This window comes from Geomonas subterranea (genome assembly GCF_019063845.1).
Classification (GTDB): Bacteria; Desulfobacterota; Desulfuromonadia; order Geobacterales; family Geobacteraceae; genus Geomonas; species Geomonas subterranea.
On the sequence record NZ_CP077683.1, the window covers coordinates 683,141 to 707,402 of the forward strand.

Annotated in this window: 23 protein-coding genes; all 23 read left to right on the top strand. The window is 59.4% G+C overall.

The annotated features are described in order from the left end of the window. The first annotated feature begins 50 nt into the window (after positions 1-50). Positions 51-875: a 3-deoxy-8-phosphooctulonate synthase gene (gene kdsA, locus KP001_RS02980; RefSeq protein WP_217288108.1), complete on the top strand. Its 825-nt coding sequence runs from the start codon at positions 51-53 to the stop codon at positions 873-875. Between the two features lie 156 nt (positions 876-1,031). Then, on the top strand, positions 1,032-1,997 hold the full coding sequence (locus KP001_RS02985) for a KpsF/GutQ family sugar-phosphate isomerase (protein ID WP_217288109.1): 966 nt from the start codon (positions 1,032-1,034) through the stop codon (positions 1,995-1,997). A gap of 183 nt (positions 1,998-2,180) precedes the next feature. Beyond that, complete coding sequence (locus KP001_RS02990; RefSeq protein WP_217288110.1) at positions 2,181-2,696, top strand: KdsC family phosphatase; 516 nt, start codon at positions 2,181-2,183, stop codon at positions 2,694-2,696. 310 nt (positions 2,697-3,006) lie between these two features. Continuing rightward, the gene (locus KP001_RS02995) at positions 3,007-4,296 is read left to right on the top strand and encodes a nucleotide sugar dehydrogenase (protein WP_217288111.1); all 1,290 of its coding nucleotides are present in this window, start codon (positions 3,007-3,009) and stop codon (positions 4,294-4,296) included. 540 nt (positions 4,297-4,836) lie between these two features. Further along, a complete protein-coding gene (locus KP001_RS21870; RefSeq protein WP_239027874.1) occupies positions 4,837-5,439 on the top strand; it encodes a hypothetical protein in 603 nt (200 codons plus the stop codon). A gap of 65 nt (positions 5,440-5,504) precedes the next feature. Further along, positions 5,505-7,595 carry an SLBB domain-containing protein gene (locus tag KP001_RS03000; protein ID WP_239027875.1) on the top strand — a complete coding sequence of 697 codons (2,091 nt, stop codon included), beginning with the start codon at positions 5,505-5,507 and terminating at the stop codon, positions 7,593-7,595. A 44-nt stretch (positions 7,596-7,639) separates the two neighbouring features. Continuing rightward, positions 7,640-8,818 carry a GumC family protein gene (locus KP001_RS03005; RefSeq protein WP_217288112.1) on the top strand — a complete coding sequence of 393 codons (1,179 nt, stop codon included), beginning with the start codon at positions 7,640-7,642 and terminating at the stop codon, positions 8,816-8,818. Positions 8,819-8,840: 22 nt separating this feature from the next. Further along, positions 8,841-9,767 (top strand): UDP-glucuronic acid decarboxylase family protein, encoded by a 927-nt coding sequence (locus KP001_RS03010; RefSeq protein ID WP_217288113.1) that lies wholly within the window; start codon positions 8,841-8,843, stop codon positions 9,765-9,767. Between the two features lie 76 nt (positions 9,768-9,843). Next, positions 9,844-10,620, top strand: coding sequence for a glucose-1-phosphate cytidylyltransferase (gene rfbF, locus KP001_RS03015; RefSeq protein WP_217288114.1), 777 nt, complete (start codon positions 9,844-9,846; stop codon positions 10,618-10,620). Further along, a complete protein-coding gene (rfbG, locus tag KP001_RS03020; protein ID WP_302466981.1) occupies positions 10,581-11,690 on the top strand; it encodes a CDP-glucose 4,6-dehydratase in 1,110 nt (369 codons plus the stop codon). Before rfbF ends, rfbG begins: the two co-directional genes overlap by 40 nt. After that, the gene (locus KP001_RS03025; RefSeq protein WP_217288115.1) at positions 11,687-12,922 is read left to right on the top strand and encodes a class I SAM-dependent methyltransferase; all 1,236 of its coding nucleotides are present in this window, start codon (positions 11,687-11,689) and stop codon (positions 12,920-12,922) included. Before rfbG ends, KP001_RS03025 begins: the two co-directional genes overlap by 4 nt. Then, complete coding sequence (locus KP001_RS03030) at positions 12,919-13,449, top strand: dTDP-4-dehydrorhamnose 3,5-epimerase family protein (protein WP_217288116.1); 531 nt, start codon at positions 12,919-12,921, stop codon at positions 13,447-13,449. Before KP001_RS03025 ends, KP001_RS03030 begins: the two co-directional genes overlap by 4 nt. 36 nt (positions 13,450-13,485) lie before the next feature. Continuing rightward, the gene (locus KP001_RS03035) at positions 13,486-14,601 is read left to right on the top strand and encodes a DegT/DnrJ/EryC1/StrS family aminotransferase (protein WP_217288117.1); all 1,116 of its coding nucleotides are present in this window, start codon (positions 13,486-13,488) and stop codon (positions 14,599-14,601) included. Beyond that, positions 14,594-15,250, top strand: a complete 657-nt coding sequence (locus tag KP001_RS03040; RefSeq protein ID WP_217288118.1) for a NeuD/PglB/VioB family sugar acetyltransferase — start codon at positions 14,594-14,596, stop codon at positions 15,248-15,250. The genes KP001_RS03035 and KP001_RS03040 overlap by 8 nt, the downstream gene beginning before the upstream one ends. After that, complete coding sequence (locus KP001_RS03045) at positions 15,250-15,906, top strand: LbetaH domain-containing protein (protein WP_217288119.1); 657 nt, start codon at positions 15,250-15,252, stop codon at positions 15,904-15,906. The genes KP001_RS03040 and KP001_RS03045 overlap by 1 nt, the downstream gene beginning before the upstream one ends. Next, entirely contained in the window at positions 15,906-17,438 is a 1,533-nt protein-coding gene (locus tag KP001_RS03050) for an oligosaccharide flippase family protein (RefSeq protein WP_217288120.1), read from the top strand. The genes KP001_RS03045 and KP001_RS03050 overlap by 1 nt, the downstream gene beginning before the upstream one ends. Next, entirely contained in the window at positions 17,438-18,646 is a 1,209-nt protein-coding gene (locus tag KP001_RS03055) for a glycosyltransferase family 2 protein (RefSeq protein WP_217288121.1), read from the top strand. The genes KP001_RS03050 and KP001_RS03055 overlap by 1 nt, the downstream gene beginning before the upstream one ends. A 107-nt stretch (positions 18,647-18,753) precedes the next feature. Beyond that, a complete protein-coding gene (locus tag KP001_RS22335; RefSeq protein WP_367620598.1) occupies positions 18,754-19,146 on the top strand; it encodes an AMP-binding enzyme in 393 nt (130 codons plus the stop codon). After that, the gene (locus KP001_RS03065) at positions 19,100-19,336 is read left to right on the top strand and encodes an acyl carrier protein (RefSeq protein ID WP_217288123.1); all 237 of its coding nucleotides are present in this window, start codon (positions 19,100-19,102) and stop codon (positions 19,334-19,336) included. The genes KP001_RS22335 and KP001_RS03065 overlap by 47 nt, the downstream gene beginning before the upstream one ends. A gap of 17 nt (positions 19,337-19,353) precedes the next feature. After that, complete coding sequence (locus KP001_RS03070; protein WP_217288124.1) at positions 19,354-20,556, top strand: glycosyltransferase family 4 protein; 1,203 nt, start codon at positions 19,354-19,356, stop codon at positions 20,554-20,556. Continuing rightward, positions 20,553-21,695 (top strand): glycosyltransferase family 4 protein, encoded by a 1,143-nt coding sequence (locus KP001_RS03075; protein WP_217288125.1) that lies wholly within the window; start codon positions 20,553-20,555, stop codon positions 21,693-21,695. The genes KP001_RS03070 and KP001_RS03075 overlap by 4 nt, the downstream gene beginning before the upstream one ends. After that, complete coding sequence (locus KP001_RS03080) at positions 21,682-23,019, top strand: hypothetical protein (protein WP_217288126.1); 1,338 nt, start codon at positions 21,682-21,684, stop codon at positions 23,017-23,019. Before KP001_RS03075 ends, KP001_RS03080 begins: the two co-directional genes overlap by 14 nt. Before the next feature lie 16 nt (positions 23,020-23,035). After that, complete coding sequence (locus tag KP001_RS03085; RefSeq protein WP_217288127.1) at positions 23,036-24,250, top strand: glycosyltransferase; 1,215 nt, start codon at positions 23,036-23,038, stop codon at positions 24,248-24,250. The last annotated feature ends 12 nt before the right edge of the window (positions 24,251-24,262 follow it).

Sequence of the window (24,262 nt, forward strand, 5' to 3'; positions counted from 1 at the left end):
GGCTTGAGTGAGCGAAGCGAACGGGCGTGAGATGATTTAAAGGAGAAACAATGATCCGTGAGATCTCAGTAGGTAATGTCAAGATAGGCGGCAACAGGCCGCTCGTGCTGGTCGCGGGGCCGTGCGTGATAGAAAACGAAACGGCGACGCTGCGCCACGCGGAGCGCCTGATGAGCATCTGCAACGGTGTCGGCATCCCGCTCATTTTCAAGGCCTCCTACGACAAGGCGAACCGTACCTCGGTCACCGCCTTCCGCGGTCCCGGCATGGAAGAGGGGCTGAGGATCCTGGCCAAGGTGAAGGAATCGCTGGGCGTTCCGGTCCTCTCGGACATCCACTCCATCGAGCAGGTGGAGCCCGCCGCCGACGTGCTGGACGTGCTGCAGATCCCGGCATTCCTTTGCCGCCAGACCGACCTCCTGGTCGCCGCCGCGAAGACCGGCAAGGTCATCAACGTGAAGAAGGGGCAGTTCCTGGCGCCGTGGGACATGAAGAACGTGGTCGGCAAGATCCGCGCCTGCGAGAACGAGAACATCATCCTCACCGAGCGGGGCGCGAGCTTCGGTTACAACAACCTCGTGGTGGACATGCGCAGCTTCCCCATCATGCGTTCCACCGGCTACCCCGTCATCTTCGACGCGACCCACAGCGTGCAGCTTCCGGGAGGCGAGGGGACCTCGTCGGGTGGCCAGCGCGAGTACGTGGAGTTCCTCTCCCGTGCGGCCGTCGCCGCCGGGGTGGACGGCGTCTTCATGGAAGTGCACGAGGCGCCCGAGCAGGCGCTGTGCGACGGACCGAACTCGGTGCGTCTGGACGACCTGCCGGCACTTTTGAACAAACTGAAGGCCATCGACGCCATCGTGAAACAGGCATAAAAAAGCAACTCACGCAAAGCCGCAAAGACGCAAAGCAGAGAAGAAGGTTTTATTTCCTTTCATCCATGTTGGTTTGCTCTTGGTTTTGCTTTACTTTGCGTCTTTGCGGCTTGAGTGAGCGAAGCGAACGGGCGTGACCGTTTTAAGGAGTGGATTTTGATTTTAGAAGAAGCGAAGCGGGTGATCAGGGTCGAGGCGGAGGCGCTTTTAAACCTGGAATCCTCCATCGACCGGACCTTTGAGAAGGCCGTGGAGATGATACTCAACACCACCGGCCGGGTCGTCGTCACCGGCATGGGCAAATCCGGCCTGATCGGGCAGAAGATCGCCTCCACCATGGCCTCCACCGGCACCCCCGCCTTCTTCCTCCACCCGGCGGAAGGGATCCACGGCGACCTCGGCATGATCATGAAGGGTGACGTCGTCATCGCCATCTCCAACTCCGGCGAGACCGACGAGGTGGTGCGCATCCTCCCGATCATCAAGCGTCTCGGCGCCACCCTCATCGCCATGGCCGGCAACCCCAACTCCACCCTGGCCAAAAGCGGCGACATCTTCCTCGACATCTCCGTCAAGGAGGAGGCCTGCCCGCTCGGGCTCGCCCCGACCGCATCCACCACCGTCACCCTGGCCATGGGCGATGCCATCGCGGTCGCGCTCCTGGTGAGCCGCGGCTTCAAGGCCGAGGACTTCGCCATGTTCCACCCCGGCGGCGCCCTGGGACGCAGGCTCCTCCTGAAGGTCGAGGACATCATGCACTCAGGTGACGGGCTCCCGCTGGTCACTTCCGACACCCTCATGCGCGAGGCGCTCTTCACCATCACCTCCAAGGGCCTCGGCATCACCGGCGTCACCGCGGCGGATGGCGCCCTTGAAGGGGTCATCACCGACGGCGACCTGCGCCGCGCCCTGGGACAGGGACTCGACATCATCAACCTTCCGGCATCGGCGCTGATGAAGAAAGGGCCCAAGCGCATCCGTCGTGACGAGCTTGCGGCGCGCGCCCTGCAGCAGATGGAGCAGTACTCCATCACCTCGCTCTTCGTCTTCGCCGACGACTCCGCCACCGCCCCCGTAGGCATCGTGCACCTGCACGACCTGTTGAAGGCAGGCATAGCCTAGCAGCGTGTCACGCAAAGCCGCAAAGTCGCAAAGAAACCCCCGGAGACTCTCAACCGGGATGAAGGGGACAGGTTTTTGCCGGACTTTGCGTCTTAGCGTCTTTGCGTGAGCAGGTTTTTTGTTTTGTGCAGTTCTTAGCGTCTTTGCGGCTTTGCATGAGCGTTAGGTTTAAGTGAGGTTTTCATGGAAGAAAGGCTGAAAAAGATCAAGCTCCTGATACTCGATGTCGACGGTGTCCTCACCGACGGACGTATCATATTCGACTCCAACGGCGTGGAGAGCAAGTTCTTCAACGTGAAGGACGGCCACGGCATCAAGATGCTGCAGCGCTCCGGTATCGAGGTCGGGATCATCTCCGGACGCGAGTCGCAGGTGGTCTACAACCGGGCCGTGGAACTGGGCATCGGCCAGGTCTACCAGAAATCCCTGGACAAGCTGGTCCCTTACCGCCAGATGCTGGAGGCCACCGGCCTCACCGACGAACAGGTCGCCTTCATGGGCGACGATGTGATCGACATACCGCTTCTGAAACGGGTAGGTTTCGCCGCGGCGCCCGCCGATGCGGTCCAGGAGGTGCTTCCCTTCGCCCAATTCGTCGCCAGGAACCGGGGCGGGTGGGGCGCGGTGCGCGAACTCTGCGACCTGATCCTGAAGGCCCAGGGAACCTGGGAGAGCGTCACTTCCAGGTATTACGTCTGAGGTCGCGCAAGGCTACCGACAACAACTGACAGTGCTGGGCCCAATGCCCCAGATGCGGCTGTCATAGAAATACTCATTACAGGATGGGGATGTCGAAGGTTCTGACATCCCCTTTCCTTTTTCCCGTCACCCCTCTCCTTATTCAGTCAAAACCCACGTCCAAAAATATTTTCCCGCCGCTGTTTCTTTCTGAGATTTTTCTGATACAATGCTCGCTGCCGTTAGCTGGCACAAATAAAAAGCAAGAAGCAGCCCTCCACTTTGTAGTAGTTGCGCTGTCTGAAATATAATGTCGAGGAGAGTGTGTGCAATGTCTAAGCGCGACCGTATCATCTCCGTCATCGGCCTTGGGTATGTGGGGCTTCCGGTGGCGGTGGCCTTCGGCAAAGTGCGGAAGACCTATGGTTTCGACATCAACGCCGCGCGCATCGCGGAGCTTAAAAACGGACACGACCGTACCGGCGAGGTGACTTCAAGCGACCTCCGCGAGGCCGACATCGTCTTCACCGACAGCATCGAGGTGCTCAGGGAGGCGGACTTCCACATCGTCGCCGTCCCCACCCCCATCGACTCGGCCAACCAACCCGACCTCACCCCGATGCTGCGCGCCTCGGAGACGGTGGGGCGTGCGCTGAAAAAAGGGGACATCGTCGTGTACGAGTCCACCGTCTACCCGGGTGTCACCCAGGAGGAATGCGTGCCGATACTGGAGCGCGTCTCCGGCCTTGCCTGCGGCCGTGACTTCTTCGTCGGGTACAGCCCCGAACGGATCAACCCCGGCGACAAGGAACACACCTTCACCAAGATCAAGAAGGTGGTGTCCGGGCAGGACGCGGCGACCCTGGAGATCGTGGGGGACGTCTACGAATCCGTGGTGACCGCCGGCGTGCACCGTGCCCCGTCCATCATGGTCGCAGAGGCCGCCAAGGTCATCGAGAACACCCAGCGCGACCTGAACATCGCCCTCATGAACGAACTTGCCCTCATCTTCGACCGCATGGGGATAGACACCAACTCGGTGCTGGAGGCCGCCGGGACCAAGTGGAACTTCCTCAGGTTCCAGCCGGGACTGGTGGGGGGGCACTGCATCGGGGTCGATCCGTACTACCTGACCCACAAGGCGGAGAAGCTCGGCTACATCCCGCAGGTCATCCTGGCGGGACGGCGCATCAACGACGGCATGGGGAAATTCATCGCCCAGCGCACGGTGAAGGAGATGATCCGCGCCGGCCACAACGTGCTCGGGGGGCGGGTCACGGTCCTCGGGCTCACCTTCAAGGAGGACTGTCCCGACCTGCGCAACTCCAAGGTCATCGACATCATCCACGAACTCCAGGACTACGGGCTCGATGTCCAGGTCTGCGACCCGCTGGCCGACCCGGATGAGGCCCGGCACGAGTACGGTGTTACCCTGGTCCCCAGGGAAAAGCTGCAGATCGCCGAGGCCATCGTGGTAGCCGTTGCGCACAAGGAGTACCGGGAGCTCTCCACGGAACAGCTGAAGGGGATGATGAACGGCCGGCCCCTCGTCATCGACGTGAAGGGGATCTTCAACAGCAGCCAACTGGCGGAAAACGGCATCAGGGCCTGGAGGTTGTAGTCAGGTTTATGGTGTCAATAATTCAGACTGCGCTCGGTTTCTTGACACGGTTCTTTGCTACCTGGCGCCCCTTTCACTGTCATAGAACACCGCTAGTAAATATTTTTTACTCATAGTTTGCGCCCACATTTTTTCTGATAGACTTTTCATCGGTCACTAAGTCATTGAGAAAGAGAAGTAAAGGGTGCATACCACTGGGCGGCCGGTCACGCAGCGGCAATTTATTTGAGTCATTCCATATGAAAAAGGGCACGAAAACTGCTCCTGCGGGAGGTGTCAAAAGTGCCGCCACATGGTGCCTTAGAACGCTTCAGCACCAGCTCTTTTGCATTTACAACGCTTCGCATAAGTGGTATAGACTAGAGCCTGATCATTAGTAATGACTTTTTTTGCTGGGTGCAGTTGTGATCGGCTCTGCCCGTGTCAGTAACGGGCAGTCAACGGTAGTGTCACAAAGGAAGACCCCCCGTTTTGTGAGTTACTGTATGATCCCCTACTGCTGTTCCCGCCTTCCTTGTAATCTCAGAGGTACAACCAAGCATGAAGAGAATCCTGTTTCTTGTCGTAACGCTTACACTCCTGTCGATTGCTTCAGCCTTTTCCGCCTCCCTGTCCGGGGATTCATCCTCATACACGCCCCTAAGCGCCGCCAAAGAGGATAGTTCCTCCGAAATCTCTTCAGATTATTTCAGCGCCCCTGAAGACGCCGATGCCGATGATTACGCCGCCCGTGACCGTGGCGACAACAAATCGGGCTACAGGCGCACTCCCGCGGCCCGGGATGCCGAACCGGATGAAGAAGCGGCAGAAGCCGGTCCCTCCAATCTGAACCAGGAGCAGTCCGAGGACCTCAGGGAGGCAGCGGGCAGGGATGACCAGCTCTCCGATGCCGCAACAGTCAAGGAAGAGAAGCAAAGCGGGGACGGCGTGTCGCGCAAGGAGCGCCAGGTCACGCGCGACGACAAAGATAAGAAGGATAAGAAGGACAAGAAAGGTAAGAAGGAAAAGAAGAGAACGGTCAAGGCAACTGGTAAAAAGGCGGTTCAGCCGCCGGCGGAACCCTCGGCGCTGGAAAAGGCCATGGGGGAGAACCCCTCACCGTCGACAAGACCAGACCGCAGCCTTACGGCTGGGATGAACTGACCCAGTTCGGCTACAACTTCTTCAAACGCGGCAAGGACACTTTCGCGGCTCAGACCGACGTCCCGGTGGGGTCGGACTACCTCGTCGGCCCGGGAGACCGCCTCATAGTCACTCTCTGGGGCAGCATCAACGGTACTTACAAGCTCGAAGTTAACCGCAATGGGGACATCGTGCTGCCGAAAGTCGGTGCTATCAAGGTTGCCGGGGTAAGTTTCGGTGAACTCCCAGCGCTGTTGAGGGGGAGCGTTGCGCGGATCTACAAGGACTTTCAGCTCAACGTGAACCTGGACAAGCTGAGGCTGATCAAGGTGTACGTGGTAGGTGAGGTCGCATCCCCCGGCGACTACAACGTGAGTTCGCTTTCCACCGTGATTAGCGCCCTTTCCGCAGCGAAAGGGCCAACGAAGAACGGTAGCCTGCGCAACATCCAGATCAACCGTAACGGCAAGGTGGTTGAGACGGTGGATCTTTACGATTTCTTCCTCAAAGGGGACAAGGGGAAGGACATCCGTCTGCAGCCGGGCGACACCATCCTGGTCCCGGTCATCGGCCGCGTCGCCGGCATCGTCGGCAACGTCCGGCGTCCCGGTATCTATGAGCTGAAGGGGGAAAGTTCTCTGAAGGAGCTCTTCGCCCTCGGCGGCGGCATCAATCCTACCGGGTACCTGCAGAGGGTGCAGTTGTACCGCGTCGAGGCGCACGACAAGAAGGTCGTCAAGGACTTCAACCTGGATCTGAGCGCCCCTGCCGCTGAGCAACAGACCTCCGGCGTTAAGATGCAGGACATGGACCTGGTCAATGTCCTCCCCATAGACAGCGTGCTGCGCGGCTACGTCAGGCTGGAGGGGCACGTGTTGCGACCCGGTGATTACGCTCTGAAGCCGGGCATGAAGGTGAGTTCGCTGTTGCAGGGCGATAACCTCCTGCCCCAGTACCATGCCGGAGCTGCGCAGATCATCCGTCTCTACCCGCCCGATATGCACCCCGAGATCGTATATTTTGACGTAGCCGGAGCTTTGAAGGGAGACCCCGCCCAGGACGTGGAGCTCAAGGAGTTCGACCGGGTAAAGGTCTTCTCGCGGGAGCAGATGGAAGAGGTGCCGGTTGTCAAGGTTGGCGGCGAGGTGCAAAGTCCAGGGGTGGTCCGCTATCTGGAGAATATGACCGTGCGCGACCTGCTCATGCAGGTGGGTAACGTGAAACTCTCTGCCTATCTCGGTAGCGCCGAAATCACAAGGATCAAGCGCGATGGTGGCTCGGTCACCTCGTACTCCATTCCGGTGAACCTTGAGCAGGCCCTCAAAGGCGGCGCGGAAAACATCAAACTGGAGCCGTTCGACGAACTGACCGTGCGCCGCATCCCGAACTGGGCCGAAGCCACCGAGCGTTATGTCACCCTCAAAGGCGAGTTCATGTTCCCGGGCACCTATCCCATCTACAAGGGGGAGCGGCTCAGTTCCGTCATTGCCCGCGCCGGGGGCTTCACCGATCTCGCTTACCTAAAAGGAGCGCGTTTCACTCGGGAGAATGTCCGGAAGCTGCAGCAGCAGCGCATGGACGAGGCCCTCGACAAGGCGCAGGACCAGATCATCAAGTTGCAGAGCAACGTCTCTCAGACGGCTGCCTCTGCCGAAGAAGTGGCGAGTTCAAAGGCGACACTCGACAACCTGATGCGCAGTGTTGAGATGCTTAAGGCCAAGAAGGCTGAGGGGCGGGTTCTGATGGAGATAACGTCGCTAAGCGATTTTAAGGGGAGTCTCTACGACTTAGAGCTGCAGGGAGGCGACCAACTCACCGTCCCTAGCGATCCCGGCGGTATCAACGTGATCGGCGACGTCTACAACCAGAGCACCGTCGTAACTCAGCGTGACCGTGACGTCGAGTGGTATCTACAACAGGTGGGTGGGCCAACCGGCGATGCGGACAGGGATAGCATCTACGTTGTCAAGGTCGACGGCTCCGTCATCAGCCAGGCCAACTCTTCAAGGTTTATGTTCTACAACTCCTTTTGGGGGAAAACGCTGGATTCCGGTGACACTGTAATCGTGCCGCGCCAGTATGAGAAAACGGCATGGCTCAGAAACATCAAGGATATTGTTCAGATCATCGGCAACATAGCCATGACAGCCGGTGTTGTCATTGCTGCAGGAAAGTAATGAGATTTTTATAGAGAACCCAACACAGAGGCGATGATATAAAGATGACAGAAAACATGGTCGGTGAGCATGAAGGAGAATCTGGAATTCTTGAAATTCTTCATGTTCTAGCAAAACGTAAGAAGCTCATTATCAAAATTTGCGTGTTGGCTGTTGCTACCACCGTCTGCTATAGCCTCACCCTGCCCAACATCTATTCCGCAACAGCTCGAGTCCTTCCTCCTCAAAAGGAGGGTGGCGGGGGGTTGTCGGCACTGCTGGGGCAGGCGGGAACGCTCGCAGGGCTTGCGGCGGGAAGCCTCGGGGGAGGGAGTGACCTCTACCTCGGCATCTTGAGGAGCCGCTCTGTATCTGACGCCGTGGTTGCCAAGCTAGACCTCACGCACGTATATGCAGTTTCCAGTGCGGACGCGGCTCGGACCCGACTCGCTGGTGCAGTTAAGATGTCAGCAGGCAAGGACGGCATCATCGTAATCACCGCCGATGACAGTGATCCAAGGCTGTCGGCGCGATTGGCCAACGCTTTCGTGGAGGAGTTGGGGCGGGCAACTGTGCGGTTAAACCTTACGAAGGCAAGTACAGAGCGGATTTTCCTGGAAAAGCGTCTCGAACTTGTGAAGGGCGACCTGAAACGGGCTGAGGATGAACTGAAAAATTTCGCGCAGTCGAACAAGATTGTGCAGGTCGAAGCACAGAGCAAGGCCTCCATAGAGGGAATCGCTAAGCTTAAGGGCGAACTTGCTTCCAAGGAGGTTCAGCTCTCAGTGCTTCTTACGAAGCAGACTGAGCAGAGCCCTGAGGTGAAGGGACTTAAAAGAGGAATCCAGCAACTCCGCGCGGAGATTGCCCGTGGTGCCGGGGATGACGGGGGGGGAGAAGGCATCCCGAACGTTGGAAACATGCCGGGTGTCGGCCTCGAATATTCGAGGAAGCTGCGCGCGGTTAAGGTCCAGGAGGGTATGTTTGAACAACTGACCAAGCAGTACGAGATGGCTAAGCTAAGTGAGGCCAAAGACTCGTCCTCCCTGCAGATCCTCGACGAGGCGGTGGTCCCGCTGAAAAAGAGCAGTCCAAAGAGGTCCCAGATGGTCATCCTTGCCGGCTTTTTCTCGTTCGTTTTCGCAACCGGACTTGCCTTCGCCATCGAATACTACGAAAAGCTCCCGGACCGGGAACGAGAGAAGATCCGAAGGATCCGAAACCTCACCATGGCCTGGAAATAAATTAATCTATGAGGCAGCATTCATGCGCGTACTGGTAACCGGCGGGGCCGGCTTCGTTGGCTCCCACCTTTGCGAAAGGCTCCTGGAGCAGGGGCACGACGTCATCTGCCTGGACAATTTCTTCACTGGCAGCAAGAGCAACATCCTTCACCTTTTGGACAACCACCGATTCGAGCTGGTGAGGCACGACATCACTGAGCCCATTCTTCTCGAGGTGGACCGGATCTACAACCTTGCCTGCCCGGCCTCACCCGTGCATTACCAGTACAACCCGGTGAAGACCACTAAGACGAGCGTCATGGGGGCAATCAACATGCTGGGCTTGGCTAAGCGTGTCAAGGCGCGTATCCTCCAAGCCTCCACCTCCGAGGTCTACGGTGATCCGCAAGTGCATCCTCAAAAGGAGAGCTACTGGGGCAATGTTAACCCCATCGGGATCAGGAGCTGCTACGACGAGGGAAAACGGGTGGCTGAAACGCTCATGATGGACTACCACCGCCAAAACGGCGTTGACGTCCGGATAGTGCGCATTTTCAACACCTACGGTCCACGCATGGCCAAAAACGACGGTCGTGTGGTCTCCAACTTCATCATGCAGGCGCTCCACAACGAGCCGATTACCGTCTACGGCGAAGGGACCCAGACCCGCTCTTTTTGCTTCGTTTCGGATCTCGTGGAGGGGATGATGCGTATGATGGAGTGCGACGGCTTTACTGGGCCTTTGAACCTCGGCAACCCGGTGGAAAACACCATCATGGAGTTTGCCGAGCGGATTATCGCTCTCACCGGTTCCAAGTCCGCCATCGTGTCCCACCCCCTGCCGCAGGACGACCCGAAGCAGCGCCAGCCCGACATCACCTTGGCGCGCGAGATGCTGGGATGGAAGCCCGTGGTGGACCTAGACGCCGGGCTTGCCCAAACCATCGCCTACTTCCGCTCCGTAATGTAGGGGGGGCTCTGGGAACAGTACCGTCTGGCCGGTGTTCCAAGAACACCTGCTTTCAACCGGTTGAAAAGGAGGGCTGATGAAAGTTGTCATTCTTGCCGGCGGGTTCGGCACTAGGATCAGCGAGGAATCGCACCTAAAGCCCAAGCCGATGATCGAGATCGGCGAGCGCCCTATACTCTGGCACATCATGAAGGTGTACTCGCACTTCGGGTTCAACGATTTCGTGATCTGCCTGGGGTACAAGGGGTACTGCATCAAGGAGTACTTCGCGCACTACTTCCTGCACGAGGCCGACATCACTTTCGATTTCAGGAACGAGAACCAGCGCATGGTGCACCACCATTCTGCCGAGCCTTGGAGGGTGACGCTGGTCAACACTGGGCTTGACACCATGACCGGTGGCCGGGTAAAGCGTATCCGCCCCTACATCAGCGACGAACCATTTCTGATGACCTACGGAGACGGCGTTGGCAACGTGAACATCCCCGAACTCATCGCCTACCACAAGTCTCATAATAAACTTGCCACCATGACCTCGACCCAGCCCGGCGGGCGTTTCGGCGCGTTGAACCTCGACGAAGGGAACCGCATCCTTGACTTTCAGGAAAAGCCCAAGGGTGACGGCGCCTGGATCAACGCGGGCTTTTTTGTACTCGAGCCGCAGGTCTTTGACTACATCGACGGTGACCACACCGTGTTTGAGCGGGAGCCTCTCGAGAGCCTCGCTCGCGACCGCGAGCTCGTGGCGTACAAGCATGAGGGGTTTTGGCAGCCTATGGATTCACTAAGGGACAAGAAGGACTTGGAGGAACTTTGGAAAACCGGGAAAGCGCCATGGAAGATTTGGGGATAAACTCCGTTTTCTGGCGCGGCAGAAGGGTCCTCGTTACCGGGCACACCGGCTTTAAGGGGGCTTGGCTCTCCCTGTGGCTCAACCGGCTCGGGGCTCATGTGACCGGCTTTGCGCTCGCCCCCAACACAACCCCGAGCCTCTATGAGCTAGCACGGGTGGACGAACTCGTAGACTCGCACATTGGTGACGTACGGGATCTTGAGGGCCTCTCGCGCGTGGTGAAGACGAGCGAACCGGAGGTGGTGATCCACATGGCGGCCCAGCCGCTTGTGCGTGACTCCTACCGCATTCCCGTCGATACCTACGCCACTAACGTGATGGGGACGGTGCATCTGCTCGAGTCCGTGCGTCGGATCGGCAGCGTGCGCGCTGTGGTGAATGTGACCACGGACAAGTGCTACGAAAATCGCGAATGGAACTGGGGGTATCGTGAAAACGAGGCGATGGGCGGTTTCGACCCCTACTCGAGCAGTAAGGCCTGCTCCGAGCTCGTCACGGCAGCCTACCGTCAGTCCTTTTTCAACCCGTATAGCTACCCGGAGCACAAGGTCGCTATCGCCACCGCCCGTGCCGGCAACGTGATCGGCGGCGGCGACTGGGCCGCCGATCGCCTGGTCCCCGACTGCATGAGGTCGCTTTTAGCGGGCGAGCCGGTCCCGATCAGAAACCCCAATGCCATCCGCCCCTGGCAGCACGTTCTGGAACCGGTGTCGGGTTACCTTGCCCTCGCCCACAGGCTGTACCTGGAGGGGGCGGGTTATGCCGAAGGGTGGAACTTCGGCCCCTTCGAGGAGGACACGCGGCCGGTAGGATGGATCGTCGAGCGGATCTGCTCGGAGTGGGGCGAGGGGGCGGGTTTCGTGGTAGACGACGGGCCGCACCCGCACGAGGCGCATTATTTGAAGCTCGACAGCTCAAAGGCGCGGAACCGGCTCAAGTGGCGCCCCCGTCTGAACCTCGGCCAGGCTCTCGACTGGAGCATCCAGTGGTACCGGGCGTTTGCCGCCGGGGAGGACATGCGCCGGGTCACCGAACAACAAATTCTCACCTACCAAAGGCAGGCACAATGAAAACTGGAAGCTGTCGTTTTTGCGGAACCAAGTTGACCCACACCTTTTGTGACCTCGGCATGAGCCCGCTCTCCAACGCCTACCTGAAGGCGGAGCGGCTGAAGGGGGCGGAGCCCTTCTTCCCGCTGCACGCCTATGTCTGCGAGCGCTGCTTTCTCGTGCAGTTGGAGGAGTTCGAGTCGCCGGAGAACATCTTCAGCGATTACGCCTACTTTTCCTCCTACTCGGCCAGCTGGCTTAAGCATGCGGAGAATTACACGATTGAGATGATCGAGCGCTTCGGCTTTAACGCCGCCCACCAAGTGATCGAGATCGCCAGTAACGACGGCTACCTCCTGCAGTATTTCAAGGAAAGGAGTATCCCCGTCCTGGGGATCGAGCCTGCGGCCAACGTGGCCGAGGTCGCCCGGGAGAAGGGGATTCCCACCCGTGTCTGCTTCTTCGGCACCGGGACGGCGCGGAGCATCGTGGCTGAAGGGGGGCAGGCGGACCTCCTTTTAGGGAATAACGTCCTCGCCCACGTACCGGACCTAAACGATTTCGTGGCGGGGCTCAAGATCGTTCTCAAAGACGACGGAGTCATCACCATGGAGTTCCCGCACCTGTTGCGGCTCATGGAGAAAAACCAGTTCGACACCATCTACCATGAGCACTTCTCCTACTTCTCGCTGATCACCGTGGTCCAGGTCTTCAGGAAGCACGGCTTGAGCGTCTTCGATGTACAGGAACTCGCCACCCACGGCGGCTCACTGAGGATTTTCGCCTGCCACGAGGGGAACGCCGACAAGGCAGCCACCAACTCGGTCGAGGCGCTTCTCGCCCGTGAGGCCGAAGCGGGGCTTTCCTCCCTTTCCACCTACCTCTCCTTCGGGGAAAAGGTTCGCGAGACGAAGCGGAGCCTCCTCCAGTTTCTGATCCAGGCGAAGAAGGAGGGGAAGAAAATCGCCTGCTACGGGGCGGCGGCAAAGGGGAATACTCTTTTGAACTACTGCGGCATCCGCTCCGATTTCATTGATTTCGTGGTCGATTTGAGCCCGCACAAGCAGGGGCTTTTCCTCCCGGGGACCCATCTCCCCATCAACCACCCGGACCGGGTACGCGAGGAGAAGCCGGACTACCTCCTCATCCTCCCCTGGAACATCAAGGACGAGATCACGACCCAAATGTCCTACATCCGCGAGTGGGGAGGGCAGTTTGTGGTCCCGATACCGAGCGTCGAGGTGCTGCCGTGAGGTTCGAGCCCCTGCCGGTTCCCGGCGCGTTCCTCATAGAGCCGGATTTCATCGCAGACGACCGGGGCTTTTTCGCCCGCACTTTCTGCCGGGCCGAATTCGCCGCGAAAGGGCTCAATACAAACCTCGTGCAGTGCAGCGTTTCCTTCAACAAGGCTAGGCACACGCTGCGCGGCATGCACTATCAGGTGACGCCGCACGAGGAGGCGAAGCTCGTGCGCTGTACCAAAGGGGCGATCCAGGACGTTATCGTGGACCTAAGGCCCGATTCCCCGGCTTTCAGGCGCTGGGCATCGGTGGAGTTAAGCGCGGAGAACCACCGGGGCGTCTACATCCCGGAGGGGGTCGCCCACGGTTTCCTGACCCTTGACGTCGACAGCGAGGTCTTCTACCAGATGTCCGAATTCTTCCAACCGGAATGTGCGGCCGGGGCCCGCTTCGACGACGCCGCGTTTGGGATCGATTGGCTCGCGGAGCCTGCCGTGATCTCCGGGCGTGACCTCGGCTACCCGGACTTTCTTAAGTAAAGGGTATTGCTGAATCTACCTTACAGGGGACGCAAGATGTCGAAGATACACTATACGAAACCTTCCATCACCGACCTAGAGGTCCGCTATGCGACGGACGCAGCCCAGAATGGCTGGGGGGAGCGCTGCTATGAATATATCGGGCGCTTCGAAGGACTTTTTCGCGATCACTTAGGCGTCGGCTTCGCCATAGCCACCTCGAGCTGCACCGGCGCAATGCACCTGGGGCTAGCAGCACTGGGTATCGGCCCCGGGGATGAGGTGATCCTAGGAGACACCAACTGGATCGCCTCGGCGGCCCCCATTACGTATCTGGGAGGAGAGCCGGTCTTCGTCGATGTCCTCCCCGACACCTGGTGCCTAGACCCGGGCAAAGTCGAGCGGGCTATCACCCCGCGTACCAAGGCGATCATCGCCGTGCACCTCTATGGGAACCTCTGCGACCTAGACACACTCATGGAGATCGGCAGGCGCCACGGTATCCCCGTCATCGAGGACGCAGCCGAGGCGATCGGTTCCAAGTGGCGCGGTCGCAGCGCCGGCGCGTTCGGCACGTTCGGTACCTTTTCTTTCCACGGCACGAAGACCCTCACCACCGGGGAGGGGGGGATGTTCGTCACGAACGACGAGAAGCTCTACGAGCGGGTGTTGAGCCTTAGCAACCATGGGCGTGCCAAGGGACAGGTGAAGCAGTTCTGGCCCGATTCCATCGGTTTCAAGTATAAAATGTCCAACATACAGGCGGCCATCGGCTGTGCGCAGATGGAGCGGATCGACTTGCTCATCGCTCAGAAAAGGCGCATCTTCGACTACTACCGAAAGGGGCTCGCTGGTCTCCCGGTCCGCCTGAACCCGGAGCACGAAGGTACCGTGAACGGCTACTGGATGCCGACCATTGTCGTGGACGAAGGTGTTCCTTTCCACCGCGATGAACTCCTTACTGCCTTCAAGGAGGACGACATCGACGGTAGGGTCTTCTTCTGGCCCCTCACCATGCTCCCGATGTTCGAAAGCCGCCCGGAGCACGCCGTGAGTTACGGCCTTTACCCGCGTGCCGTGAACCTTCCGAGCTACCACGACCTTTCCGAGGCGGATATGGACCGGGTCATCTCGCTGGTGCGCTCCCACATCCAAGGGAAGTCTCATGCCTGATCTCGTGCTCTGGGGGGCGACCGGACAGGCAAAGGTCCTTTTCGACCTGGTCCACGGCAGCGATCGCAGGCTCGTTGGGCTGGTCGACAACCGCGACATCGCATCGCCCATTCCCGGCGTGCCGCTCTTCGTCGGTGAGGCTGGACTCGACCGTTTCCTGCATGGCCGCAGCGGGAGTGAGACGCTTATCGGGGGGGTGGCCGTCGGCGGAGGGCGCGGTGCCGACCGTCTCATGCTGATGGATCTTTTCAAGGCGAGAGGAATCGCGCTTCCCACTTTCGTGCACCGCACCGCCTTCACGGCCTTCAACGCTGTCATCGGCGAGGGGTGCCAGATTCTGGCTCAAGCCGCGGTCTGCGCCAATGTAACCCTGGGGCGCGGCGTCATAGTCAACACTGCCGCCTCGATCGATCACGATGGCGTAGTCGGCGATGGGGTACACCTGGGGCCGGGGGCGCGTCTTGCCGGCGAAGTCACCGTCGAGGCGTTCGCCTTCATCGGGACCGGTGCGGTCATCCTCCCCCGCGTCACCATCGGTGCCGGGGCCATGGTAGGGGCCGGGGCAGTGGTGACAAAGGATGTCCCCGCGGGTGTCACAGTGGTCGGTAACCCGGCGCGGGTGAGAATGAAAGAAGGAGCAACCCCCTGATGTCGTCGGAAAAACGAGACCCCGCCTTTCTCGCGCGCTATGTCTCGCGCCAGGTCGAGCACTTCTTCCCGGACGGCTTCGAGATCGTCCCGGTGATCCAGGCGCACCTAAAACCCGCGCTCGAGCGGACGGAGCAGTGCATCTCGGCGGTTAAGGCATGGAGCGGGAAGGGGTTTGACTATCTTGTCTCCGGGCAGAACGCCACTTTCCTCTACTTCCTCGCGCACCGGATCTACCGGGAAACCGGCGACACGGAGGCAGCGACGAGGATTTTCCTGCTCAACAAGGCGCTGAACGGGATCGACCTCTTCTACGAGGTGGAGATGCCCGACTACTTCCTGGTGGGGCACACTGTAGGAATGGTATTTGCCAAGGCGACTTACGCCGACTACTGCATCTTCCACCAGGGATGCACAGTGGGAAAAAGCGAGACCGGGCGGCCGGTACTGGAGCGGGGGGTGGTGCTCTTCCCTGGCTCCATGGTGATCGGCGACTGCCTGGTGCGGGAGAACACGGTACTCGCCCCAGGGGTGGTCCTCGTCAACGAGGAGACGCCGGGGGACTGTGTCTGCCTCCCCGGCCCGGACCGGAAACCAGTCTTCCAGCGCATCTGCAAGTACTACGCTGAAGATTACTACTCTGGGATCGAGTACTGATGAGCCTTTTGAAAAAGAACCTTGCGGCGAACTTCGCGGGCAGCGTCTGGCTCACGCTGATGAACCTTGCCTTCATCCCCCTTTACATCAAGTTCCTCGGGGTTGAATCTTACGGTTTGATCGGCGTCTTCACCACGATTCAGGCTATCTCGGCGATGCTCGATATGGGGCTTGGCGCCGCCACCACCCGCGAGATGGCAAGGCTTGGCGCGGTACCCGGTGGGGCTGGGGGGATACGGAGCTTCTTGCGGTCCGTGGAGGTCGTCTACTGGGTCACCGCCATTTTGATCGGTCTTTTCCTGTTGGTCCTCTCCCCCCTGGTCGCCCATCACTGGATCAAGGCGACGCAGGTCTCCCCTGAAGTGGTGCAGAGGGCTGTGCAGCTGATGGGGGTGGCGCTTGCCTTTCAGTGGCCGACGGCGCTTTACACCGGTGGGTTGAACGGGATGCAGCGCCAAGTTCTCTTAAACGGCGCGAGCATCGTCATGAGCACCGTGAGGGGAATCGGGGCCGTCGCGGTCCTCTGGCTCTTCTCAGCCACGGTTGAGGCCTTTTTCTTCTGGCAGATCCTGGTGAACGCGTGCTATACGCTAGCACTTGCCCTCTGCCTTTGGAACGGGCTTCCCGCAGGTGACGCACCGACATGCTTCTCCAAAAAGGCCCTTTCCGGCATCTGGAAGTTCGCCGTCGACATGGCCGCCATATCGCTCGTCTCCACCGTTTTGACCCAGCTCGACAAGGTGGTCCTGAGCAAGATGCTTTCGTTGGAGACGTTCGGTTACTACACCCTCGCGGGGGTGGTCGCCTCGTCGCTGTACCGGGTCATCGGGCCGGTGTTTTCCGCTGTGTACCCGAAGTTCGTGCAGATGCTGCAACAGGGCGACCTGGATGGGGTCACCCTTTTGTATCACAAGAGCTGCCAGCTCTTAAGCCTGCTCCTTTTGCCGGTGAGCGTCGTGCTCATGCTCTTTTCCCGCGAGGTGATGCTCCTTTGGACGCGAAATGCCTCCACGGCGGAAGCGTCCTTTTTGATCGTTTCGGTCCTCGTAGCCGGCACCGCTTTGAACGGGCTGATGAACATCCCCTACGCGCTGCAACTTGCCAGTGGCTGGACCCGGCTCACCCTCTGCACCAACACTGTTGCCATCGTCGTTTTGGTGCCGCTCGTCGTGATCATGACGGAGCGCTTCGGGGCGGTGGGCGGGGCGAGTGTCTGGGTCATTCTAAACGGAGCCTATGTGCTCTTCAGCATGCACCTCATGCACCGGCGGCTTTTGCCGGGCGAGAAGTGGCGCTGGTACCGCGAGGATGTTTTCTACCCGCTTGTGGCGAGCCTCTCCGTCGCCGGAGCGGGGCGGTATTTCATGCCTGAGCATGTCTCGCAGGTAGTGATGATTTGCTACCTTGCCGCCGTTTCCATGGCGACACTTTCGGCGGCCGCACTTTCTGTCCCGCAACTTGCAAAGGACGCCCTGCTCGGACCCCTCCGGGGGAGGTTGAAGTTAACGGCAGAAAAAAACAGGAGTATTTGATGGGCCTATTGAGCGTGGTGATCCCAACCAAGAACCGGCAGTACACCGCCGTCTACGCAGTCAGGTCTGTGCTTGACGTCGACCTTGCCGATGTCGAGATCGTGATCCACGACTGTAGCGAGACGGACGTACTGAGGTCGATGCTCAGGGACAACTTTGGCGATGACCCGCGCATCAACTACCACTACATCGACCACCCCATCTCCATGACCGACAATTGGAACGCGGCGTTTCTGAAGGCGACCGGCAGATACGTCTGTGGCATCGGAGACGACGACGCCGTGCTGCCGTCAATAGCCGACGTGGCACGCTGGATGGAATCGGTTAAGGCCGATGCGGTGCTTCCCTTGCGCATGTCCTACGTCTGGCAGGACGCCTACGTAGGCCAGATCTCTTGCGGCAGGGTTACCTTTCCCACCCGTTTTGACGGCAGCGCTAGCGCCATCGATCTCGAGGCGTTGGTCGCGGAGAAAAGCAGGAACTGCGGCTTCGGCTACGACGCCGATCTCCCCAACCTGTACCACTGCGTCATCAAGGGGGAGCTCTTGGCCCGTCACCATGAGAAGGCGGGCGCCATCGTGCGGGGAACGTCGCTCGACGCCTACGCCTCGTTCGCCTTTTCCTGCTACGCAAAGAACGTCTACTACCTGGATTACCCGGTCACCATCCGGGGTATCTGTGGCAGCAGCAATTCGAACAGGATCGTTTCGAAGAAGTCTAACCTTCACTTCAAGGAGTACGACGCGAAGAGCCTCACTTTGCCGGAGTACCTGCCGCCGGTCCTGGATTCGGACGTTTCCATCACCGAGTCCTGCATCATGGCCCTCAGGGACACCGGCCGTACTGACCTCCTGGAAGATATGGACCTTTCTGTGATCTACGGGAAGTGTGCCGCCAACAGGCCGAGCCGGCTTTTCGATCTGTACCGCCGCTTCAAGAGGTTCAAGAAGCCCGGCACGGACGGGGCGCGCTTTTTCAAGGTCTTCTTCTCCTACCTGATAGGAAGGACCATGAAACTCTGCTTCGTGTCCGCGCTCCTTGCCAAGGTAAACCAAGTGGTCCCAGTCTATGACTTCATCTGCGACCGGGTCATCAAGAGGAACAGGAAGATCAAGGCCGCCGACATCTCAGAGGCGGTCCGCACGGTCATGGCCTATGCCGAGCAAAACGGCATCCGCTTGAGGGTGGGGGAGGGGGCACGGGGGTGACATGGTTGGAGTAATTACCGGTCACCAGTACAACATTGGCTACCTTTGCACCACCAGGCAGGTAGATACCGCCGGTGACACACTCCCCGGGTGTCCCGTCGACGACGATGAGGAAAGTTGCGTGGCACCTAGTGAGTCCTTTTGGGGTGGAACGCGCGCTTCTCGAGCTTGAAGAAGTGGCGGAATCGGGGGGATTGGGGCGCCGGACCCGCTTTTATGCGAGAAGGTGGTGGCATTCGTCCAACCTGCACGGGCGCTTCAGCCCGGCGCCTGCGCTGGAACTGAAGCTCAGGCTGCACGTGTCGAAGCAGGTCTCCCGCATCGCCGCACCCCAGGAGATCATCTTAACTGACTCGATACCCAAGAACAAAAGCGGCAAGATCATGTGCCGTGTCCTGAAGGCACCCCTTAGCGGGGCGACCCAGGCGACATTTCGACAATGGAGATCTGGACATGACCACCATAGAACGGGTAAACGCGGTTTTCCGCAACGTCTTTGACGATGACGAGATCGATGTGACTCCCGCCATGACCGCAAACGACGTGGAGGGTTGGGATTCGCTTTCGCACGTGAACCTGCTCACCGCCCTGGAGCTCGACTTCGGCATCCGCTTTTCACGCAAGGAAAGCTTTTCCTTCAAGTGCGTAGGCGACATGCTCTCCTGCATCGAGGCGAAACTGGCGGCGTGAATAACGACAAAGGTTCCATGACAAACGCAAAAACCACCATACCGACCTGCGTCACCTGCCATGCCGGCAGCCGGGACCACTACGCGCTTTCTGTCGCCCTGCACGAGGCGAAGTTACTGGAGTGCCTAGTTACGGACTTCTATACCCCGGACCCCCTGTCAGACTTTTACGGCAAGCGCCGTGTAGCCGGACTCCCCTCAGGCAAGGTAGTGAGCGTCTGGCAGAACGCGTTGAGGCGCAGGCTCTTTCGTCACGCCTACGACGCCGCCGACACCGAACTCTCAGTGAAAGGGCTGAAGCGCGCCCTGAAGAGCGGCTCGAACCTCTTTTTCTGCAGCTACACGGCCTTTGAGGCCTTCTCCGCCATCAAGGCCGAAAAGCGCGACAACCTCTGCCTTTTGTTCCAGCTGCACCCGCATCCGGTGAGCATAAAGCGCATCCTCACCGACGAGATCGAGCTTGTCCCGCAGGCCCGCGACTCCATCATGTCGGAGATCGAGATGGACCCGGATTCACACGTGATGCAAAGGCTCGTCGAGGAAAGCCGTCTTGCTGACCGCTGCGTGGTGGCGAGCTCCTTCACCAAGGAAACCCTCGTTGAAAACGGCGTGGCGCAGGAGCGGATCAGGGTCGTTCCCTACGGCGTCGACGCAGGCCGCTTCACGCGAAAAGCCGACTATGACCTCTCCGGCAAGGCGTTGAACCTCCTCTTCGTCGGCCAGATGGTGCAGAGAAAGGGTCTTTACTACCTCCTGGAGGCGATCAAGGCGCTCGGCTCGGACCGGGTGAACCTGACCATCGTCGGGCGGGGGCACATCGACCACAACCTCCTTGCTCCCTATCTCGCGAAGTACGACATCAAGGTGAAGATCAACCTTTCGCACGAGGAGCTCCTGCAGGAGATGCACCGAAACGATTGCCTGGTTTTTCCCTCGCTCATCGAGGGGTTCGGTCACGTGATCCTGGAGGCAATGAGTGCTGGGATTCCCGTAATCTGCACCCCAAATACGGCGGGGAGGGATGTCTTCCTTTCCGGACACGAAGGGTTCGTAATCCCGATCCGGCGCATGGATCTCCTCGCGGAGAAGATCGAGTGGTGCGCCGGGCACAAGAGAGATTTGAAGGATATGGGGCTGCAGGCGGCGGAGACGGCGCGCCAGTTCACTTGGGACCGCTTCAAAAACGGGATTCGCGACTTCTACACGGAGGTGACCTCGTGAAGCCCCGGCTCACCTTCTACACGAACATACCGTCCCCCTACAATATCGATTTTTTCGAGGCGCTAACCGAGCACTTCGACCTGGGGGTCGTCTACTACTCCTCCATCGAGTCGGACCGGCAGTGGACCCTCGTGGAGGACCAGGCGAGGTACAAAAGGATCTGCCTGGAGAACAACCTCATCGCGCGATTGATTCAGAAGGTGAAGAGCGACTTCCACTTCAGTAACGCGATCTTCAGGCAGGCTTTCACCGACGACGCCCGTTTCGTCGTGGCAAGCGGCAACTACTACCTCCCGAATACCGTCGCCGTCCTTCTGATCTCGAAGTTGCGCGGCAAGGTGATCCTCTGGTTCGGGGAGCGGCTTTTCACATCGCGCTCGAAGCTCCGGTTCCTGTTCAAGAAGATGCTTATGTTGCCCCTTAGGAACTGCTGCAAGGAGGTACTTTGCATCGGTGACGCCGCTGCCTCAAGTTACCGGGCGCACGGGGTGAAGCGCCCGATGGAGATCGTCCCCTATAACATCAACGATAGCCGGTATAAGAAGGAGGCGCTCGATCCTGTCCGGCTTGAGCGGATTCGCGCGGAGCTCAATCCGGACGGGAAATGTGTCGTTATCACCTCGGGCTCGCTCATTCACAGAAAGGGGATGGACGTAGCCATCGAGGCTTTTTGTACCCTCCCGGAACTGTTGAGGCAGGATGCGGAACTCTGGATCATGGGCGATGGGGAGCTGCGTGCTGAGCTTGAGGCGCGGGTGAACGGGCGGGGCAGGGTGGTGTTTCTCGGTTTCAAGGAAAAGGAAGAGATTCCATACCTGTACGGGCTCTCCGACCTGTTCCTCTTCTGCAGCCGCTATGACGGATGGGGGGTGGTGGTGAACGAGGCGATGTCGGCCTCCCTGCCGGTGGTGTTGAGCGACCGGGTGGTCGCTTCGCAGCTGGTGGTGGAAGGAAAGGGTGGATACGTCTGCGCCTCGGACTCTGTAGCCGACTTCCGCGCCGCCTTGGAAAAGGTTGTTAGAGACCCAGCCCTGCGGCGGGCTATGGGTGAATTCAACGCGCAGCAGGCGGCTAGGTGGAATTCCGCCTCGATGGCCGCGAAGGTTCTGGAGATTTGCGGGAAATATGGACAATTTTGAGTTTATCCTCATACCGGTGACCACTCTTATTTTCCTGCTCGCCTTCGGTGCTGCGTTCTGGAAAGGGGGGGCGCGCAACCACGTCTTTTACATCTTCGTGTTGGCCGTCCAGGCGTATTACCTCTTCCTTTGCCCGGTGGTCTACTTCAACGCCGGCCAGTTCTATGCGGTGAACGCCTATGTGGCGCGGTATTTCGGCATTGGCCTTCTGCAGATCCTTCTGCACCTCTGCTTCTTCCTGATCGGCTACTGGATCGTTAACAAGGGGAGGAGGCTCCCCCCTGACGGGGACCTGGACTTCCCCCCGCCGGACTGCCGGGAGATGATGAGGTACCGCGTGGTGGGGCTCTTCGCCTTTTTGTACCTGGTCATCTTCTTCAACACCCTTTCTGAGGGGTTCAATCTGATCGACATCATCGTCGGCAAGGTGGAAGAGAACACCATGGGGCTCAAGGGGGGGAGCTACTTCCTGCAGAACTTTGCCGATTCGCTGATCACTCTCGTGATAGCGGCTTATTACTACCGGATCGGCGGCAGGTACGTTACGGCGATGACGCTGGTGGCCTTTCCGCTGTTTCTGGTGCTGGGCTTCAGGTACCGCCTGATCCTCACCATTTTCGGCCTGTTCATGGCCTACATCCACCGCAAGGGGATCAGCAAGGCGCGTGTCTTGAGCTATCTCACGGTTGTCGTGGTCTTCTTGTACTTCGTGATGTTCCTCACCCTGAACAGGACGGCTTTCTTCACCCATCAGTACGACAAGATCAACTACAACCCCGCCGACTTCCCCTACACCGCCCTTGTGGACCAGGCGCGCGGCTCCATGGTCGACTTCGCCCTTTACCAGGCGGTTGCTGACGGCGTGGTGGAGAGGGACAACGGCCGGACCATGTTTCTTTACATCGTAATCAAGGCGGTGCCTGCGAACTTTTTCCCCGGCGGCGAGAAGCCGTACCCCCCACCTCTGCTTCTGGGCATCGACCGGGCCATCAGTGCTGGGCGCGAGGTGGGCGAGGCGGCCACGGCGCTGGGGGGACTTTTCTTCGGCTTCGGCTATCTCGGGATCTACATAGGTGGGCTCTGCCACGGGCTCGCCGTAGGCTTTGCGCAGCGCCGCGCCCGCATGGGAGGATTGTATGGCGGACTTGCCGGGATCGCGGTCTCACTGGTGCTTTTCCAGTGGCTTACGAGGGGGTACTTCCCGCAGGCGGTGGACCACCTGGTGTACCTGTCGTTCCCGGTGGTTGCCCTGAAGTTCATGACCAGGAAAATAGAGAAACGACTGAATCTGTCCCTCCCCCAGGGAGAGGGCGTGCCGGGCTAGGGACAAGGAGGTAGGAGTGAACGAGCAGCTGCACCTTTTATACGTGACCCCCTCGGTTTCGAGACTCATCTACGGCATCTTTGAGGTGGAAAGAAACCTGGCGCACCAGCTTTCGGCGCGCGGCATCCCCGTGGACGTTGAGGGGCTCGTTGACGCGTGCACCGAGGCGGACCTCCCGAGGTGGCGCCCCCTGGTCCCGTCGGTGCACAAGGTGTCGGGGCCGCAGATCGTCGGATACAGTCCTTCCTTCTACTCGAAGCTCATGGCGTCAAAGGCGAACGTCGGGCACATCCACTCGCTGTGGTCCTACACCACCTACGCCCTTTACAAGTGGGCGAAGGCGCGCCGTGCACCCTACCTCGTCACGCCGAATGGCATGCTGGACGAGTGGGCCCTGAAAAACTCCAAGTGGAAGAAGGACATCGCCCGCTTCGTCTGCATCGACAAGATACTGAAGGAGGCATCCTGCATCCAGGTGAACACAATGGCCGAGTACGAGTCGGTGCGAAAGCTCGGGCTAAAGAACCCCGTCTGTGTTGTGAATAACGGGGTTAATCTTCCGGACCTCTCTCTTTCGCACGCCTCCCCCTGGCGCGACCTCTCTGACACGAAAGGAAAGAAGGTTCTTTTGTACCTGAGCCGAATCCACCACAAAAAGGGGGTGCACCTCCTCTTGCAGGCCTGGAAGGAGCTTATAGAGCGCAATATCCGAGGGAGCGAAGAGTGGCACTTGGCCGTGGTCGGCTTCAAGTTCGATAACAACGCCTACGAAAAAGAGCTTCTCTCTTTCATAAAGGACAACGGGATGAGCGGGCGGGTCTCCACCCTCGGCGAGCAGCACGGCGATGCCATGGGCGATTGCTACTTTTGCTGTGACGCCTTCATCCTCCCCTCTTATAGCGAGGGGGTTCCCATCGCCCCGCTGAACGCTTGGGCCTACGCCAAGCCGGTCATCGTCACCTCCGGCTGCAACATCGACGAAGGGTACCGGGCAGGTGCAGCCGTCAAAGTCGAGCCGGAGCCTGTCTCGATCAGGGAGGGGATCGAGGCGCTGATCCAGTCCCCCGCGGCGAAACGCGAGGAGATGGGGCGCAGGGGAAGGGAACTCGTGGAAGCGAAGTTTTCCTGGAACGCCGTGGGAGAGCAGATGACGGAGGTGTACCAGTGGCTCCTTGATGGCCGGGGGATTCCCACCTCCATGGTCGACGACGGCTCCATGCCGGGAAGGTGAGGGAACGCAGAG